The sequence below is a fragment of the Enhygromyxa salina genome (assembly GCF_002994635.1).
GTDB lineage: Bacteria > Myxococcota_A > Polyangia > Nannocystales > Nannocystaceae > Plesiocystis > Plesiocystis salina_B.
Genome location: NZ_PVNL01000035.1, coordinates 141,119 through 157,498, shown reverse-complemented (window position 1 = coordinate 157,498; position 16,380 = coordinate 141,119). Strand labels below are relative to the sequence as shown.

Sequence of the window (16,380 nt, the reverse complement as noted above, 5' to 3'; positions counted from 1 at the left end):
GCATGGGTGTCTCCGTGGGGGGTGGGGTGAACGCCAGCGTTCGCCCTCGCTTAGCACATGTCGCCGGCGAGCGCTCCGCGGCTCCCCGTCCGCGTGCCATCGAGTGGTGGAGGGGCGAGTTCGAGACCGACGTGCCCGTGGGGCTGTTCCAGTAGACCTGCATGTGAAACCTCGGTGCACGTTGACCCCACCGACCTCGGCGAGCGTGTCGTTGGGCTTGGGCTCGGCGACTTCTCGCACCGCGTGCGCGAGTGACCAGACCCGGATCGGCGCCGTGCGGCTGCGCGAGCCTGATCCGCCGCACGACTACGTCGACAACCGCGAACACACGGTGCCGCCTTTGTTCACCTGCGCGAGCTCGAAGGCATCGCGCACCAGCTGAGCCGCGACGACGTCGACGACCACCGCGGCCAGCTCACGCTCGGCGCCCGCGTCGGCACGTCGCGACCGAGCAAGGCCGCAAGCAACGTGGGCCCGGATGAAGGTCTCGTTGACCGTCGCGGGGTCGCCGGTGATCGCCGCGATCCGACGCGCGAGTCGCCGCCCCCGCTCCCGGTAGGCGCGCGTCAGGATCTGGCACCGCTCGTCCCCGTCCATGGCTGTCGCTGCGGCCCGTCCGCCCGCAGACGTAGCGTCCATGGTCCGGGTTGTCGACACGCACCCCCTGAGTGACGCCAGCCCGGGTAATTTCCAGGTCCCGCCAAGAGAATATTCGCTCGCGCGGCGATCGTCCGACCCGCCCGCGTGCGGTGCTCTTCACTCCACCCGCGACCATGCCACGTCGACTCCGCTCGGGTGATCCCCCGGCGCATGGCCAGGCGCCAGGCTCCGCTCAGCCGCGGCCCAAGCTGGACCGCGGCTTCGCGGAGCACCGCTCAGCGGCGCCGCCGAACGAGGCCAAGCAAGGTCAGCAGGTCAGCAGCGCCAGCGGGCCGCTCGTGCCTCGAGCAGCCCGAGCTGGTGCAGCTGCGGCTGGCATGGGTCTGGCACTGACGAGGGTCCGTGACGACGCCCCCCCTCTCAGCCACTGAATTCGAACCACCAAGCGCTGTTCCCGGGTCCGCGAAGCCCCTCGTCGAGCCCGACCGACTGTCCGCGAACCGTCTGAGTAGACCGAGCGACAGCTGACGACAGTCGGCGACAGTCCGCATCGGTGCTCCCCCACGCGAGAGACGAACCATGGACTTCGAAGAAACCCGCGCCCTCCTTGCCGTGATCGACAGCGGCTCGTTCAAAGCGGCGGCCTCGGCCGTCAAGCAGCCCCGCGCGACGCTGCGCCGCCGGGTCGACGCCCTCGAGGCGCGGACTGGGGTGGCCCTGCTCGAGCGCAGTCGCAGCGGTGTCATCCCCACGCGCGCGGGCGAGCTGCTCGCGAGCCAGGGCCGCACGATGTTGCGAGAGACTCAGGTGCTGCTCGACGCGCTGCGCAACCTCGGCGACGCCCCGAGCGGTGAGGTCCGCGTGGGGATCTCGGCCAGGCTGCCGGCTCACCAGCTCACCCGCTCGTTCGGGCTGTTTCAGGCCAAGTTCCCGGCCCTGCGCGTGCACGTGCGGGTGTCCGACGATCCCCTGGCCGAGCTGATCGAGCACGTGGACATTGCGATCCACGCCGGCCGAACCACCCCGCCGGGCAACTGGCACTCGCGCACGCTGATGTGCATGACCGAGCGACTCGAGGCCAGCCCCGCGTACCTGCAGCGCCACGGCGTGCCGCGCTCGATCGCGGAGCTCGAGCACCACTTGCTGCTCGGCTGGCAGAGCCCCGGCGCGCCCTCGTGCTGGCCAACCTTCGAGGGGGGGAGCTTCGAGATCGAGCCACGGCTGACCACGAACGACCTCAACCTGCTGCGCCAGTTCGTTGGGCTCGGGCTTGGAATCGCCCTGCTACCCGACTTCGCGCTGCCCCACGCCATGCCCGAGGATGAGCCCCTGACCGAGCTGATCCCCGTGCTCGACGGGCTGGTCGGCTGCCGTCACGAGCTGCGCGTGGTCGTGCCCGAGGCGATGGTGGAGATCCCCAACATCAGGGCGACCCTCTCGCAGCTCGAGCGGTTCGCGGCGGGCCTGCGTCCGCAGCCGAACGCCGGAGCAAGCAACATGAGTTCGCTGCCCACGGTGGACCAGCCTACAGATGGCGTCTGCAAGCGGGCGAGGAGCCTCGCCCGAGCTGAAAGCAGTTTCGGGTCCGGCCTGCAGGGGCTGCACGCGCGGGCCGAGCTCAGTTGACCCAGCGGGCGGCGAGCAGGTCGTCGCGGTTGCCAGCCAGCGCGAGCACGTCGCCCTCGCGCAGCGGCTGCTTGGGATCGATCGTCAGCAGCTGATCATCGCGCCGCCACTCGAGCACCTGCACGTTGACCTGTCCGCGCAGGTCAAGCTCGATCAAGCTCCGCCCGGCCCAGTTGCGGCCTACGACCACGCGCTCGAGGGTCACGCCGAGCCCCAGGTTGACCTCGTGGTCGAGCCCGGCGCCGCTGTGCAGGGCGAGCTCGGCGTCGCGCTGCTCGAGCACGTGCTCGCTGTAGTGGGTCATGAGCACGGTCCGCTCGAGCAGCCCGAGCAGCTGACGATCCGCGTCGACGACCGGCAGCACGTCGCGCCCCGAGCGGGAGAATGCCAGCATCGCGCCAGCGAGGGTGTCGTCGGGGACCAGCAGGGTCGGGCGCTCGTTGGTCGCCATCGACCCAGCGCTGGCCTCATGGTCGACCTCGCCACGCAGGACCCGGGCCGCGAGCGCGCGGCTGTCGATGACCCCGGCGACGCGCTCGTGCTCGTCGAGCAGGTACAGCGTGGGGGTGTCCTCGACCAACGCGGCGCGCTGCAGCTCTTCAAAGCTCGAGCTCATGCGCAGCATGTGATCGGGCAAGACCATGAGATCCCCGACGTGCCCGCGCTGCATCACGCCGATGTCGTCGCCAGTGTCGAGCACCCGCGAGCTGCCGCGGCGGCGCAAGGTCAGATCGAACAAGGTGTCCTTCTCGACCCGACCGGCCACGAACGCCGACAAGATGCAGGCGAACATCAGCGGCAAGATCAGCCCGTAGTCGCCGGTCAGCTCGAAGATCATCACGATCGGGGTCAGCGGCGCGCGCAGGGTGGCGCCGAGGTAGGCGCCCATCCCGACCAGCGCGTAGGCGGCCGGCTGACTCACGCCGTCGCCGAGCACCAGGGCCGCGAGCGCGTGAACGACCGTCCCGACGCAAGCGCCGATCACCAGCGACGGCATGAACACGCCGCCCATCCCGCCCGAGCCGATCGTCAGCGCCGTCGCGAGGATCTTGAGCAGGGCCAGCTGCAGGGCGATCTGCCAGACCAGCTCGCTGTTGAGCGCATCGAACACGATCCCGCGGCCGGGCCCGAGCAGCTGGGCGAACAGGACCACGCCGAGGATGCCCACGCCCAGCCCGCCGAGCCCGGGTCGGATCCACTGCGGCAGCGACTTCATGCGCTCGAACAGATCCCCGATCCACAGGATCACCCGGCTCATCAGCGGGCTCAGCAGCCCGGCGACCACGGCCAGCGCCAGGAAGAAGATCATCTCGAGCAGCAGCCGGTCGCCCGCGACATCGCCGGGGGCGATCAGCTCGGACCGCTCACCAAAGATCGCGTACGAGGTGAAGGTGCCCGCGACCGCCGCGACGATCAGCGGCGTGAACACGGACATGGTGCCCACGTTGCCGCCGACGCTGCGCTTGAACACGACCTCGACCGTGAAGATGACTCCGGCGAGGGGCGCGTTGAAGGCCGAGGCGAGACCCGCCGCGCAGCCGGCCCCGACCATGGTGGTCTGCCTGCGCATGCGCAGCCCGAAGAAGCGGGCGACGACCGAGCCGACCGTGGCCCCGATCGCAACGGTTGGTCCTTCGTGACCGACCGAGCCACCCGAGGCGATCGTCAGCCCGGTCCCGATGCCCAGCACGCCGCCCGAGCGACCCTTGAGCTGACCCTGCTGGCCGACGGCTTCGATCACGGCGGGGATGCCCTCGGCGAGGTCGCCAAAGTAGCGGCGCGCGACCACCCGCAGGGCGCCGACCATCAGGCCGCCGAGCGCGGGCGCGAGCACCAGGTAGATCCAGCCGAAGCTCGGGAACGCTTTGCCGACCGCGGGGAACAGCTCGACGGCCCGGGCGATCCACAGCAGCAACACGCCCGCCGTGGCCCCGCTCGCAACCCCGACGAGCACGGCCATCATCAGCAGATAGAGGTGGTCGTCGCCGACGGCTTCGGCGATCCGCTGACCGACCCGCAGCCCGAGCTCCTCCCACAAGCGAACAATCCGTCCGGTCGCGGGCAGCGGCTTGTAGAACCCAGTCTTGCTCGTGTCCCACATGCCCGTCGCCGGGCGCGGGCGCGCGTGGCCGAGCGCGTCGATCGAGCTCGTTGGCTCACGCGGGGCCGCACCGACCGAGGCGTAGGTGCTGGTCTTGCGGGGCGCGCGGCGGCGGGTGTGGGAGGGCGGCGGCTCGGGTTCGTCGACCACCGCGTGCGCGCCCGTGTCCTCGCGAACCTCGAGCCCGGCCAATGATTGATGGACCCCCGCCGCGTGATGCTTGCGACGGCCGCGGGCACCGACCTTCGCAATTTCGTAGGTGCCCGAGGCTGCCGGGCCGTCGCTGCTGGTGATCGGAGAGCGCAGCTCCTCTTCGAACGCGATGTCCAGCTCCAGGCTGGGCTCGATCGGCAGCTCGGTGCTGGGCTCGCGCACCACCACCGTCTTGGAACCAATCGTGATCGGCGGCAGCTCGACGGGCTCGGTCACTGCATCCGACACCGACTCGGGCACCCCGTCCGCCGCAGGCTCCCCAGCAGACTCCGCCGCAGGCTCCTGGCCTGGCTCAGGCTCGGCGTCGCGGTCGTCGTCACCCACGGCTCGGGCTCAGTTTGGCAGGCTGTAGTAGATCCCGGCCATCTCGCGCTTGATCAACCCGAGCAGCTCCCGGCTGTCGGCCGCGAAGGGGTCGATCCCCGGGGCGAAGTACTGCGACGGATCCAGGTCCGTGCGCATCATCTTGGTCTGCCAGATGTTCTGCCCAGGCAGCGCCAGGTCCTCGCACTCGTAGTCCGCGAGCACCTTGGGATCGATGAAGTCCTGGATCGACCGCACCGTGTGATCCATGTAGACGCGGTTGCCCTCGGTGTCGCGCGTGAAGCCCCGGACCACGTAGTCGATGATCACCACGTCGTTCTCGAAGCTCTCGAGCATGTAGTCGAGCGCGCGCAGTGGCACGATCGTCCCGCAGGTCGCCACGTCGATGTCGACCCGAAACGTGCAGATCCCGCGGGGATCGAGCACGTCGGGATAGGTGTGGGCGCACAGGTGGCTCTTGGTCAGGTGCGCCGCCACGCTCGACGCGATCTTGCCGTCGGCACCCACGACCTGGCCGTGGCCGAGGTCGCTCATCAGCACCAGCGAGCTCGCTCCATAGGGATCGTAGTCCTGGGCCGAGACGCTGAGCACCTCGGCGTCGATGATCCGCGCGATCTCACTGAGGATCTGGGTGATCCGCGGCCCCGAGAAGTGCTCGTGCAGATACGTGATGTAGCTGTCGCGCTCGGCCTGGGTCCGCGCCACCGCGAAGTCATAGAGGTTGAAGCTCACGATCTTCGTGAGGTTGTTGAAGCCCTCGAGGCGGATCGGCTCGCGCGGCATAGGCTGGGCATTTTCGGCAGCCTCGGGTTTTTTGCAAGTCAGCGGCCCCGTGCAACGCGCGGACCACGGGCGAGCCGGGTGCAACAGCGCTACATCCGCAGTTCTGGCCGGCCGTCGCGGGCGCTGCTGTGGCCCGGCAGCCGGCATGCGATGCTCCCCAGCGATGCAGCCGCTGTTGCTCGCGCTCGCCGACGACGAATTACCCAACTACGACGCGATCGCCCTGTCGCCGGGGGTCGGCTGGTTCTTGCTCGCCGCCGTCACCTGCCTGGCGATGTTCTTCCTCGCGCACCGCGACGCGTGGCGAAAGCTGTGGCTGCGCATGGAGGACCCCCGCCCGATCGCCGCGATCCGGATCGTGTTTGGGTTCTGCGCGCTGTGCAACGTCAACGGGCTGTGGGAGCTGTTCGAGTACCTGTTCATGGACGAGGGCGTGTTCTCCACGGACATCGCCCAGCACTACCGCGCCCGCTCACAGTTCGCCGGGTTCGGCGACGGCAACAGCGAGACCGATCCCGCCAAGTTCTTCTCGTTCGGCGCGTTCGTGGAGTGGCTCAAGGGGCCCAACTACTCGCTGCTGCTGTTCGACAGCTCGCCCAAGTTCTTCTGGACCTACCTGGTCTTGTTCGAGATCTCGATGGTGATGTTCATCGTCGGGTTCCAGACCAAGTGGATCAAGTGGGTCGCGTGGTTCCTGTACATGGGGATCATCCTGCGCAACACCCTGTTTTGGGAGGCGACCGAGAACGTCTTCCGGGTGTTCTTTTTCTACCTGCTGCTGGCGCGCTGCGGCGAGGGCTGGAGCGTCGACAACTGGCTGCGCTGCCGACGACTGCGCAAGCAAGGCCGGCTGTCGGTGCCAGGTGGGCCAGGCAACGGCGCTGGCGCGGTCGTCGAGACCGACGCTGCGGATCCCTACCGGAGCGGCGCGACCACGCGCTACCTCGAGCCGATCTACCGGGCGATCCCGGCGTGGCCGCGGGTGTTCGTGATCCTCAACATCGCGGTGCTCTACTGCGCCACGGGCACGCTCAAGAACGGCCCGGTCTGGACCCGGGGTGACGCGTTCTACTACGCGTTCAACCTCGACCACTTCTATCGCCTGCCGCCGCAGCTGCTGTCGTCCTACTTCGGCACCTCGCTGTTTCGGATCAACACCTGGGTCGTGCACTGGTGGGAGGCCCTGTTCCCGCTGGTGGTGTTCGGCTTGATCCTGCGCTGGCACCGACGCGAGAAGATCCCGCGGCTCGAGGGCGCCCGCCTGTGGCTGGCGCGGATCGGCCTGGGTGGGTTCGTGGCGTGGTTCTACGCGATCATCTTGTGGAGCTACCCAGTCCACTACCGGGCGCCGGCCCAGGGCTTTCGGGTGTTCGGCCGGGTCTATCAAGACGACGAGGCGATCACCCTGATCCAGTGGATCGTCGGCGTCAGCATCCCGCTGGTCGCGGCGCTGGTGGTCTGGGGCTTCCGCAAGCTGCGGGATCGCCAGGACATCCCGCGTGAGAAGCGGGGCCGGCTGCGCTGGCTGGATCTCGACTGGGTGTGCCGCTGGGTGTTTGGCCGGCGGCTGTGGCTGATGCTCGGCATCATCTTCCACGGGCACCTGATCCTGACCATGAACGTGGGGTGGTTCTCGCCCGGGGTCCTGGCCCTCTACCCAGTGTTCCTCAACGGCGACGAGCTGGGCCTGCTCAGCACCAAGATCGGCCAGTTCCTCCACAAGCACCTCAGGCTGCCGATGCCCAAGCACGTCCGCGAGGGGCAGATGATCCCGTCGGCCGATCTCGACCTGCCGCCGCAGCCACCCGCGGGCGCGAGCAAGGGTTGGAAGCCGATCCGCGACGGCTACCAGCAGCCGTGGGCGATGCTGTTCACCGGGCTTGGCCTGGCGATCGTCGGCGTGATCCGCCGGGTCCAGACCGACGAGGACATGTGGGCCAGGCTCGGCAAGCTCGCCGACAACACCGCCAAGACCCCCCTGCCCAGGGGCCTCACCGACCAGGTCCACCTGATCGAGGCCAACTGGTTCGTCTTGATGATCGCCGTGATGGCGGTGGTCGTCATGGCCCGGCGCGTGCGTGGGTTCGACTTCAACCCGTGGTTCTCACCGGTGATCTTACTGGCGGCGTGGCTGGGCAGCGTCGCGGTCGAGCGCGAGGCGGTGGGCATGATCTGGGTGGTGCTCGCGGTCGGCGTGCTCAGCTTTGGCGGCTGTCACGTCAAGGCCGACGCGCCCAAGCCGATCCCCACCCACGATCCGGTCACCGGGCGTCAGAACCGGCCGTGGTCGCACGGGCCGATCGGGCGCACGATCGTCACGCTCGTCGCGGTCTATCACCTGGGCGCCGTGGCCTCGACCGAGTTCCCCGAGAAGGACTCGTGGTCGACCTTCCGCCACGACATCGACCAGACCTACAAGCACTGGCTGCAGACCACCCAGACCACCCAGGGCTGGGGCATGTTTGCGCCCAACCCCCCGCGCAGCAACGTGTTCTTGCGGGTCACGGTGACCGACCAGGAAGGCGAGATCTACGATCTCAACACCGACGTCTACGCCTGCTTCATGCCCGGCGCGACCCAGGCGATCTGCGACGCCGTGTACCCGATCCCGTGGGTGTCCTACACGCGCCAGCGCAAGATCAACCGGCGGATCGCAGGCAGCGAGGGGGGCAACGGGGCGTGGTACCAAAAGTGGCACGCGCGCTGGGTCTGTCGGCAGTGGGAGCTCGAGCACGGCGAGCTCCCGCGCCGGGTCGAGCTCTACAAGGTCACCTATCCGATGCCTTCGCCGCAGGAGGTGTTCATGAAACCCTACGACGCGAAGACCCAGTACAACGCCAAGGGTAGCCACACCAAGATCCACACGACCGAGTGCAAGAGCACGACCGAGGGTCAGCTCAGGAACGAGATCCGGCGCCGCCACGGGCTGCCCGAGGTCGACGAGAATGAGATCCGCACGTGGAACAAGCACCGCTGCGCCAACTGGGAAGCCAAGCTGATCGAGGACGCGCGCGAGCGCGGTGAAGAGGTCGACGTGCTCGACCCCCGCTTCGACGTGTGCCTCGACATGCCCAAGGAGGTCCGCAAGGCCGCGTACGCGCGCGGCCGGGTCGACCTGCTGTTGGACGACGACGAGGACGACGAGTAAGTCAGCGGTAAGTCAGGATCCGCCGGGCTTGCGGCGGATCTTGCCTTGCAGCGCCTCGACCACGACGTCGTGCGCCTCGCCCTCGAGCGTGCCTTGCAGCAGTCGGCGCAGGTAGGTGCGATGCTCGGGATCCCCGGCGGCCCAGCGCAGCGGCTTGCCCTTGAGCTTGCCAAAGTTGAACGCCGGCTCGCCGTCCTTCCACATGAACCGGCGGCCCAGATCGACGAACGCCGAATTGAGCGCGGTGCTGAGCTCGTCGAGCTCGCCGACCTGGGTCGGCAGATCTTCGTAGCGGGCCAGCTGCCCGGCGAACACCTTGAGGCTGGCGATCGTGTCGGCCTCGGCTCCGTGCGCGCCCTCGAGCGTCTCGCTGCAGTAGAACTCGACAGCGGCCGCCAAATTTCGGGGCTCGCGGGCGTGGAAGATCACCTGCGCGTCGACCAGGCGTGGCACCGAGAGATCGAGCTCGACCTCGCTGCGCGCGAACTCGGCCTTGAGCAAGCGCAAGTCGAGCCGGCTGATCGCAAACCCGGCCAGGTCGGCGCCGCGCAACACCTGCGCGAGCTCGCCCGCGAGCTCGACGAAGCTCGGGCAGCTCTCGAGGTCTTCGTTGTAGATGCCGTGGATCTCGCTGGCCTCTTGCGGGATGCGCTGCTTGGGATTGATCCGCCAGGTCCGCGGGGCTTCGATCGCCACGGGATCCGATGACACGCGGAGCAGCGAGATCTCGATGATGCGATCGCGCTGCGGGTCGACCCCCGTCGCCTCGATGTCGAGGAACACGACCGGGCGCTCGAGGCTCGAGACAAACTCGAAGAAGCGGGGGCCGAGGTCCTTGATCTGCGGTACGGAGGTGGGGGCGGTCGCGTCGCTCATGCGGCCGCCCTTATACCCGTCGGGCTTCGTCTGTCTCGCGTCCCGTCAAACTCTGCATCAGACCGAGCGCAGCGCCGGTTCCTGTGCGCCGCGGAGGAACCTGCGCCGGCGGGCGCCGTGCACACCTAGTAAGTTCGGTTGCTTCAAAATTGGGCGCTGATGGCAGAATTCGAGCTGCCGAACCCTTCATTGGTTTCTTACCCACCCAGATCGCTGGTAGGTTACCTGCCATGACGTCGGGGTCTCGTCGTTCGTACACTGCGCGCTTCACCATCGCCACGCTGAGCGGCGCGCTCGGGCTCATGACGATCGGCTGCAAAGAGGCACCTGGTGACGCATCTGATGACGGCATCGACTCGGGCATCGACGGCGGCATCGACAGCGGTGTCGACGACACCACTGGCGATGGCGACTCGGGCGACGGGGACATCAAGCTCGACATCGAAGACAACAACGAGACCGACACCGTGCCGTGTGGTGAGGGTGAATTCTGCGACTGCGAGGTCCCCGTCCACACCCCCTGCGACGACACGGCCAACACCCCGATCGTCCAGGCCCTCGGGCTCAACTGCCCCGGCGAGCCAACTGTCACGTTCGCAACCAACGGAGCGACGGCCGGCATCGGGATGCGCTCGTCGTTCGGCAACCTTGGCGCGTTCCCGCCGCGAGAAGGCAGCAAGTACGTGGTCATCGGCTCGGGCCGCGTCGACGAGCTCGACGACAACACCGGGCTCGGCTGCAGCTCGGACCTCGGTGCCTATGACCCGATCACGCTGCCAGCCCCGATGGTCGGCTCTGACGTCGGCGCGCAGACCTGCGCCGACAACCCTGACCTGATCGGCATGGGCGACTGCTCGAACACGATCGAGTCGCAGCTCGCCGGCAGCGTCAACGACTACACCGAGCTGCGGATCACGGCAGAGGTCCCGCAGGGCGTCAACTCGTTCAGCTACGACCTCGCGTACTTCAGCTTCGAGTACCCGGACTATTACCTGTCGGTCTACAACGACATGTACATCGGCTGGCTCGAGTCCGAGGTCTGGACCGGCAACGTCTCGTTCGACAACGACGGCGCGCCGATCTCACTCAACGCCGGGTTCCTCGACTACCGCGACGCCAACCCGCTCAACGACCCGGATTGTCAGGGCGGCTGCTCGGCTCCCGAGCTGCACGGCACCTGCATGGAAGGCCACGCGGGCACCAAGTGGCTCACCACCAACGCTGGCGTCAAGCCGGGCGAGACCTTCACGCTGGTGCTGGGGATCTTCGACATGAGCGACTCGGTCCTCGACAGCTACACCTTCATCGACAACTTCCAGTGGGGCTGCGACGGCGATCAGCCGCCCTCGACCACGCCGATCGAGTAGGTCGGCCAATCTCAGCGCCCAGAGGTCTTGGACGGTAGCGCCTGTTGGTCACGCTCGGCCGTGACGAGGGCGGCGATCCGCTCGGACACCCACCCGAGCAGCTCTCGCTCCTCGCTCATTTGGCGCTCGTGGATCTTCTTGGTGACCTCGAGCCCGGCGAGGATCCCCAGACCGAGCCCCGAGAACACCAGCACCGGCTCGAACGCGACGAGCAGCCCCGGCAGCAGATCCGTCAGCACTGCGCCCGTGAAGAACCCGAGGAAGCCCCCGAGCACGATGCCTCGGCGCCGCCGCTTGCGGGCCAGCGTGGCGAAGCTGCGGCGGATCACCAGGCGCGCGCCGCCGGGCTGACGATCGATGCTGACCTCGGCCTCGCGGTTGGCCCAGGTCATGCCGCCCTCGAATTGCTCGACGCCGCCGGTGCCGCCGAGGTTGCGCTCGAGCTCGCGGACGACCCGGCGTTGGGTGTCGAACGAGGGCAGGGCGGAGAGCTCTCGCTCGGCGAGGATCGTCGACGGCATGCCGAAGTGGGTGCGCTCGCCGGCCTTGAAATGGTTGGGCTCACCCGCGGTCGCGTCGACTCCCAAGTCGGGGCTCGACGCGTGCAGCTCGAGCCCGACCTCGTCAGCGATCTCCGCGACCTCGGCCTCGCTCAGCGAGGGGCGACGGCCGCCGCCAGCGTCCGCGCGCGGCCCCACGCCAAACGCACGCTCGATCGCGCGAGTGTCATAGCTTGGCCCTGGCGAGGCTGGGGGCGCGGCCGGTTCGGCGAGGGTGTCGAGGCCGATCCGGACGTCACGCAGCTCGGCCAGCAAGGTCTCCATGTTGGGGTAGCGCGCGTCGGGCTCGACCCGCAGCCCGCGGAGCACCAACCGACGCAGCCGATCCGGCACGCCCGGCACGACCGGCGGCGGCGTCAGCTTGCCCGCGACGATCGCCAGCGAGAGCGCGCGCAGATCATCGGTCGGGAACGGCAACGCCCGGTACAGCGCCTGGTACAGCGCCACGCAGAACCCAAATTGATCGCTGCGCGCGTCGGCCCGCTCGCCCAGGTGTTGCTCCGGCGCCATGTAGGCCGGCGTCCCCAGCAGCACGCCATGCCGCGAGAGGCTGGTCGCGGTCGCCTCGGCGCTGTCGGCAAACGCTGGCGGTCGCGCGGCGACCTGCGGCTCTGGCCCGCGCGCCAGTCCAAAGTCCAGGATCCGCGGCCGCCCGTCGGCGCCGACCAGCACGTTGTCGGGCTTGAAGTCGCGGTGGATCAGCGCCGCCTTGTGAGCCGCGGCCAGGCCCTCGCCGGCCGCGATGTAGACCTCGAGGATCGCCGCGAGCGAGCGCGGGGTCTCGAGCCAGCGGCGCAAGCTCTGACCTTCGACGTACTCCATCGCCACGAACAGCTGCCCGTCGTGCTCCCCCACGTCGAACACCGCGACCACGTTCGGGTGCGAGAGCTTGGCCAGCGACTGGGCCTCTTTCGCGAGATCTGCGTGTCCGTCGCTGCCGAGCCGGTTCAGGTCTGGGCGCAGCAGCTTGAGCGCGACCGTCCGACCCAGCCGCTCGTCCCGCGCCGCATACACGATGCCCATCCCGCCTTGACCGACGCAGCTCAGGATCCGGTAGCGATCGATGCTGACCTGGCCCTGCTCAGTCCCGAACAGGCGCGACTTGACCTCCCGACGCAGGCGCTCGAGCTCGAGCATGGGCAGGTCCGGCGCGGCCGGAGCCGTGCGCTCGATGTCCGCGCGCTCGTCACCGGGAGCAGGCGCGGGCAGCGAAGTGAGGAGAGGCTGGTCGGGAGGGGTCTTCACGAGGGCCGTCATCACGAGTCGGCGAGTTAGTACCCGGTCGCGGCGATCGAGATTGTGCCTGAGGCAATTTTTTTGGCCCCCGACCGAACGACGAGCGCGCGTGGGGCCAAGCCCGTAGACTACGGGTGCTTGAGCGCCCGCGACAGCGATCCACGTGCGGAGCTGCGTCGCCTGTATCGTGGCTTGCGTCTCGACGGGTTCGAGATCCCGACCGGCGACCGACGTGCGGTCGAGCGCTCCGCGGGGTCGCCGATCTACGGAGAGCTGCGACCGACCGCGACGATCCGCCTGCTCGCCCGGCTGGGGCTGGGTCGGCGGGATCAGTTTGTCGATCTCGGATCTGGACTCGGCAAGGTCGTGCTGCTGGCCGCGATGACCACCCCAGTGGGCCGTGCGCTGGGCGTCGAGCTGTCCGCCACCCGGGTGGACGTCGCCGCGCGGGTGCTGGCCCAGGCCCAGCGCGAGCGGGTCGCCGGCACTCGGCGCGCCTCGTTCGTGCGGGCTGACATGCTGCGGCACCCGCTCGATCAGGCTACGGTGATCTACACCTGCTCGACGGCGTTCTCGTCGGCGTTCATGGCTCGGCTGCAGCGGCGCATGGTTGAGCTCCCGCGGCTGCGCACGCTGGTTAGCTTGCAGGATTTTGATCCGCACCCGGCGTTCGAGCTGCGCGAGGTGGTTCGGCTGGACGCGAGCTGGAAGCGGGGGACGAAGGTTCACATCTACGCGCGCCGGGCGGGGTTGATGTGGTGACTGACCGACGCACAAAACGCGGTGCCAGCGGCGCGAGATGCACGGGAGTATACTTGGTGCGTCCGATGCTCCACTACGTCTGCCACGATCTGTTCGAGTCTCCAGCTCAGACGCTCGTCAACACCGTCAACACCGTCGGCGTGATGGGCAAGGGCATCGCGGCTGAATTCAAGCGTCGCTACCCAGCGATGTTCGAGCGCTACCAGGAGCACTGCCGCACCGGGACGCTGACCGTCGGTCAACTATACCTGTTTCGGACCTCGAACAAGTGGGTGCTCAACTTTCCGACCAAGCAGCACTGGAGGTCGCCCTCGAAGCTCGAGTGGATCGAGGCCGGACTCAAAAAGTTTGTAGCCGAGTACGAGGCCCGCGGCATCACGAGTGTGTCCTTCCCACAGCTGGGTTGCGGAAACGGCGGACTCGACTGGGCGCACGTCAAACGCCTGATGGACCAATACTTACGACCACTTCCGATCCCCGTATTTATCCATACCCGAATCAATGACCCCAAATTCGTGCCGGAGCATCAGGGCGACCGTCACCCCACACCAGTCGACCCAAAGACACTCAGCGAAACCCCTGAGTCGATCTCCTTTCATGAAGTCCTGCAGGACTTCATGAGGCTGTTCGGCCACGAGGACGCGATTGACATCGAGTTCTCCGGTCCTCCAGAGGCCGAGGAGCCACCGCCACTTCCGGCGATCGAAATAGAGGATGGCGAGCGACGGCTGCGCGTGACTGGTGAGAGCCTCCAGCACGTATGGAACAAACTGTTGATGCGCGGTGCCCTCCCCGCGATGTCGCTGCCGGGCTTCTGCCAGCAAGACTCGGCGCTCCTCGCCCACCACCTACAGCGCTTGCGATACATCGAGTCCATCGCGTTCGTAGATGGCTCTATCGACGCGCCAGAGTTGCATCCGGGCATTCGTTTTGCGCCGCCACCAGGCCGGCCCACCGCGGACTTGTTCATCGCCCAAGCGACGGAGCATCGCGCGAATTGAAGACCTGGGCGCCGCGCATCGAGCGTCACGTACATGTCTGGACGGAGCGCTGTCGCCGGCGAAACATCCCGTGGTGGCCACGCTTCGCCTATCACTTCACTGAGGTCCACAATGCGGCACGCATCATCGAGCACGAGGAGTTGCTCAGCCGTGAGAGGGCAGTCTCGACCGACAGCATGGTCAACGACAACGCGGCCCCTCAGGTCATCGCAGAAACGCCGGCCGAGCACCGACGTTTCGCGCGGCTGTACTTTCGGCCACGGACGCCAACACAATACCGAAACGAAGGCATTCGAGCGAGCGAGCGAGCAGCGGTGGCACGGCGCTCACTGTCCGGTGCCAGTGTTCTTCTGCTTCAACCTCGCCGCACTGCTGTCGCGCACGGGCGTGTGTTTCTCAAACGGGAGTATGGCTCGACCCGAGGTTGTTTATGGCGACTCTCTCGAACTGTTCGAAACCATTCCCTTTGAGTTGGTCTATCACGATCGTTCGATCTCGAGCGACGAAGACAAGTCCCTGATCACTTTCCATCGTCATGCCGAGATACTCGTTCCCGACCGACTGGGGCTCGAGCATTTGGTCGCTATTGCATGCCGCACGGGCGCCGAACGTCAAACCCTCCTTCACGGTTTGTCTGCGGCCGCGCGAACGAAGTGGGAGTCGCGGATACGGGTCGTCGGGGATCGCCTGTTTCTCCGCCAGTGGCCACATCTGGACGGAATTTATTGGGCCAACGACATGCTTCACCTGCGATTCGCCGCGCTGTCGCCGACCTCTGTGATCCCCGTTGGACTTCAGGCTTCGGAACTCGGGACATCCCGAGCCTGGACTTGGTCGGGCCAACATCAAGGCAACTCGGACTTGAAGCTACGGCTCCCGAGAGCCCCCACGTCCAAGGTCGAACTCGAGGTCGAGGTCCGGATTCACAACTGCGTCGCCTTTCGTGCGTTGGTCGCAATTCACGACGAGGCACCGTTCTGAGAGGGCGCACTGATCAACCGGGGCGCCCGCGCAAACCACTGCGACATCCCCGGCCGCCGCGTGACGCTGGTGGAACTATCGGGCGTCGTCGACCTCGACTTGCCATTGTCGCGGATCCAAGGGCTCGAATTCCGCGGCCTCCCAGGGCTGGCTCGCCGTGTAACCTCGCGGCTGCAAATGCCGCCCTTGCCGGACCCGTTACAGACGACCGTCCACTGCACGTCTAGATGTTCGATGCTCACAAAATCCGCTCCTCAGTCGCCGATCAGGAGCCATGATCCTCAACCGAGCCGTCAGCCAGCGTGACCGGCGTGGCCACGTGCTCCACCCCATGCTCACGCAACAACTCATCAACCAGCTGCGCGACCTGACCCACGACCGCCGTGCAAAACCGGTGGCGATCCCCACCCATGAACTCTCCGTGCGGCGCGACCATGTCGTTGCAGATCAGCGTGGGACTTGGCCCGCGATCCAGCTCGCTCTCGACCCGCTCGAGATACCGGTTCATCGCCGCACGCAGCGGCGCCGTCACGGTGCCGGTGGGATCCGGATCACCCAGAAACTCACCAAGCAACAGCTGACCAGCGACGATCGCCCCGCACTGGCCGTGGCCGGTGATCCCGCCGCGGCGCAGGCTCTGGTACGCGGCGCTCGGCCGGTCGAAGCTCTCGGCCAGCGCAATTCCACACGAGCGATGGGGGGTTCGCTCACCCGCGTAGAGCAGCAGCGCCTTGCTGCGGATCGGTCCGTGCCCACGTACCCCTTGGCGGTCGCTCATCACTCGAGTGTCGCAGCCCGGGTC

General features: G+C 67.6%; 11 protein-coding genes and 2 pseudogenes. 7 read left to right on the top strand and 6 right to left on the bottom strand.

The window, feature by feature from the left end; translation table 11 throughout:
* Window positions 1-306 precede the first annotated feature (306 nt).
* The gene (locus ENSA7_RS07655; RefSeq protein WP_181233401.1) at window positions 307-639 is read right to left on the bottom strand and encodes a hypothetical protein; all 333 of its coding nucleotides are present in this window, start codon (window positions 637-639) and stop codon (window positions 307-309) included.
* Window positions 640-1,179: 540 nt separating this feature from the next.
* Here ENSA7_RS07655 and ENSA7_RS07650 point away from each other — a divergent pair.
* The gene (locus ENSA7_RS07650; RefSeq protein WP_106088544.1) at window positions 1,180-2,226 is read left to right on the top strand and encodes a LysR family transcriptional regulator; all 1,047 of its coding nucleotides are present in this window, start codon (window positions 1,180-1,182) and stop codon (window positions 2,224-2,226) included.
* Here ENSA7_RS07650 and ENSA7_RS07645 read toward each other — a convergent pair.
* Both ENSA7_RS07645 and speD read right to left on the bottom strand, forming a co-directional pair.
* Window positions 2,219-4,864, bottom strand: a complete 2,646-nt coding sequence (locus ENSA7_RS07645; RefSeq protein ID WP_106088543.1) for a chloride channel protein — start codon at window positions 4,862-4,864, stop codon at window positions 2,219-2,221. The genes ENSA7_RS07650 and ENSA7_RS07645 overlap by 8 nt on opposite strands.
* A gap of 9 nt (window positions 4,865-4,873) precedes the next feature.
* Window positions 4,874-5,647, bottom strand: a complete 774-nt coding sequence (gene speD / locus ENSA7_RS07640) for an adenosylmethionine decarboxylase (RefSeq protein WP_181233399.1) — start codon at window positions 5,645-5,647, stop codon at window positions 4,874-4,876.
* A gap of 163 nt (window positions 5,648-5,810) precedes the next feature.
* Here speD and ENSA7_RS07635 point away from each other — a divergent pair, with 163 nt between their 5' ends.
* Window positions 5,811-8,795, top strand: a complete 2,985-nt coding sequence (locus ENSA7_RS07635) for an HTTM domain-containing protein (protein ID WP_106088541.1) — start codon at window positions 5,811-5,813, stop codon at window positions 8,793-8,795.
* 12 nt (window positions 8,796-8,807) lie between these two features.
* Here ENSA7_RS07635 and ENSA7_RS07630 read toward each other — a convergent pair whose 3' ends face one another.
* Complete coding sequence (locus tag ENSA7_RS07630; protein WP_106088540.1) at window positions 8,808-9,671, bottom strand: 3'-5' exonuclease; 864 nt, start codon at window positions 9,669-9,671, stop codon at window positions 8,808-8,810.
* A gap of 230 nt (window positions 9,672-9,901) precedes the next feature.
* Here ENSA7_RS07630 and ENSA7_RS07625 point away from each other — a divergent pair, with 230 nt between their 5' ends.
* Window positions 9,902-11,038, top strand: a complete 1,137-nt coding sequence (locus ENSA7_RS07625; RefSeq protein ID WP_106088539.1) for a choice-of-anchor L domain-containing protein — start codon at window positions 9,902-9,904, stop codon at window positions 11,036-11,038.
* Window positions 11,039-11,049: 11 nt separating this feature from the next.
* Here the strand turns inward: ENSA7_RS07625 and ENSA7_RS07620 are convergent, their stop codons facing one another.
* A complete protein-coding gene (locus tag ENSA7_RS07620; protein WP_181233397.1) occupies window positions 11,050-12,843 on the bottom strand; it encodes a serine/threonine-protein kinase in 1,794 nt (597 codons plus the stop codon).
* A gap of 129 nt (window positions 12,844-12,972) precedes the next feature.
* Between ENSA7_RS07620 and ENSA7_RS07615 the strand changes: the two genes are divergently transcribed.
* The 4 genes and pseudogenes from ENSA7_RS07615 to ENSA7_RS07605 form a co-directional block, all read left to right on the top strand.
* Window positions 12,973-13,596: a class I SAM-dependent methyltransferase gene (locus tag ENSA7_RS07615; RefSeq protein ID WP_181233395.1), complete on the top strand. Its 624-nt coding sequence runs from the start codon at window positions 12,973-12,975 to the stop codon at window positions 13,594-13,596.
* Window positions 13,597-13,661: 65 nt separating this feature from the next.
* On the top strand, window positions 13,662-14,597 hold the full coding sequence (locus ENSA7_RS07610; RefSeq protein WP_106088536.1) for a macro domain-containing protein: 936 nt from the start codon (window positions 13,662-13,664) through the stop codon (window positions 14,595-14,597).
* Window positions 14,594-14,881 (top strand): annotated as a pseudogene (locus ENSA7_RS46105) (DarT ssDNA thymidine ADP-ribosyltransferase family protein); the annotation flags it as partial. The gene ENSA7_RS07610 and the pseudogene ENSA7_RS46105, both read left to right, overlap by 4 nt.
* A gap of 40 nt (window positions 14,882-14,921) precedes the next feature.
* A pseudogene (locus ENSA7_RS07605) lies at window positions 14,922-15,578 on the top strand (DarT ssDNA thymidine ADP-ribosyltransferase family protein); the annotation flags it as partial.
* A 265-nt stretch (window positions 15,579-15,843) separates the two neighbouring features.
* Here ENSA7_RS07605 and ENSA7_RS07600 read toward each other — a convergent pair.
* On the bottom strand, window positions 15,844-16,356 hold the full coding sequence (locus ENSA7_RS07600) for a C-GCAxxG-C-C family protein (protein ID WP_244923740.1): 513 nt from the start codon (window positions 16,354-16,356) through the stop codon (window positions 15,844-15,846).
* Between the last annotated feature and the right edge of the window lie 24 nt (window positions 16,357-16,380).

What these genes read in the sequence shown, in the direction of transcription:
- ENSA7_RS07655 (WP_181233401.1), bottom strand. Translation starts at nt 639, where the DNA reads ATGGACGCTACGTCTGCGGGCGGACGGGCCGCAGCGACAGCCATGGAC.
- ENSA7_RS07650 (WP_106088544.1), top strand. Translation starts at nt 1,180, where the DNA reads ATGGACTTCGAAGAAACCCGCGCCCTCCTTGCCGTGATCGACAGCGGC.
- speD (WP_181233399.1), bottom strand. Translation starts at nt 5,647, where the DNA reads ATGCCGCGCGAGCCGATCCGCCTCGAGGGCTTCAACAACCTCACGAAG.
- ENSA7_RS07635 (WP_106088541.1), top strand. Translation starts at nt 5,811, where the DNA reads ATGCAGCCGCTGTTGCTCGCGCTCGCCGACGACGAATTACCCAACTAC.
- ENSA7_RS07630 (WP_106088540.1), bottom strand. Translation starts at nt 9,671, where the DNA reads ATGAGCGACGCGACCGCCCCCACCTCCGTACCGCAGATCAAGGACCTC.
- ENSA7_RS07625 (WP_106088539.1), top strand. Translation starts at nt 9,902, where the DNA reads ATGACGTCGGGGTCTCGTCGTTCGTACACTGCGCGCTTCACCATCGCC.
- ENSA7_RS07610 (WP_106088536.1), top strand. Translation starts at nt 13,662, where the DNA reads ATGCTCCACTACGTCTGCCACGATCTGTTCGAGTCTCCAGCTCAGACG.
- ENSA7_RS07600 (WP_244923740.1), bottom strand. Translation starts at nt 16,356, where the DNA reads ATGAGCGACCGCCAAGGGGTACGTGGGCACGGACCGATCCGCAGCAAG.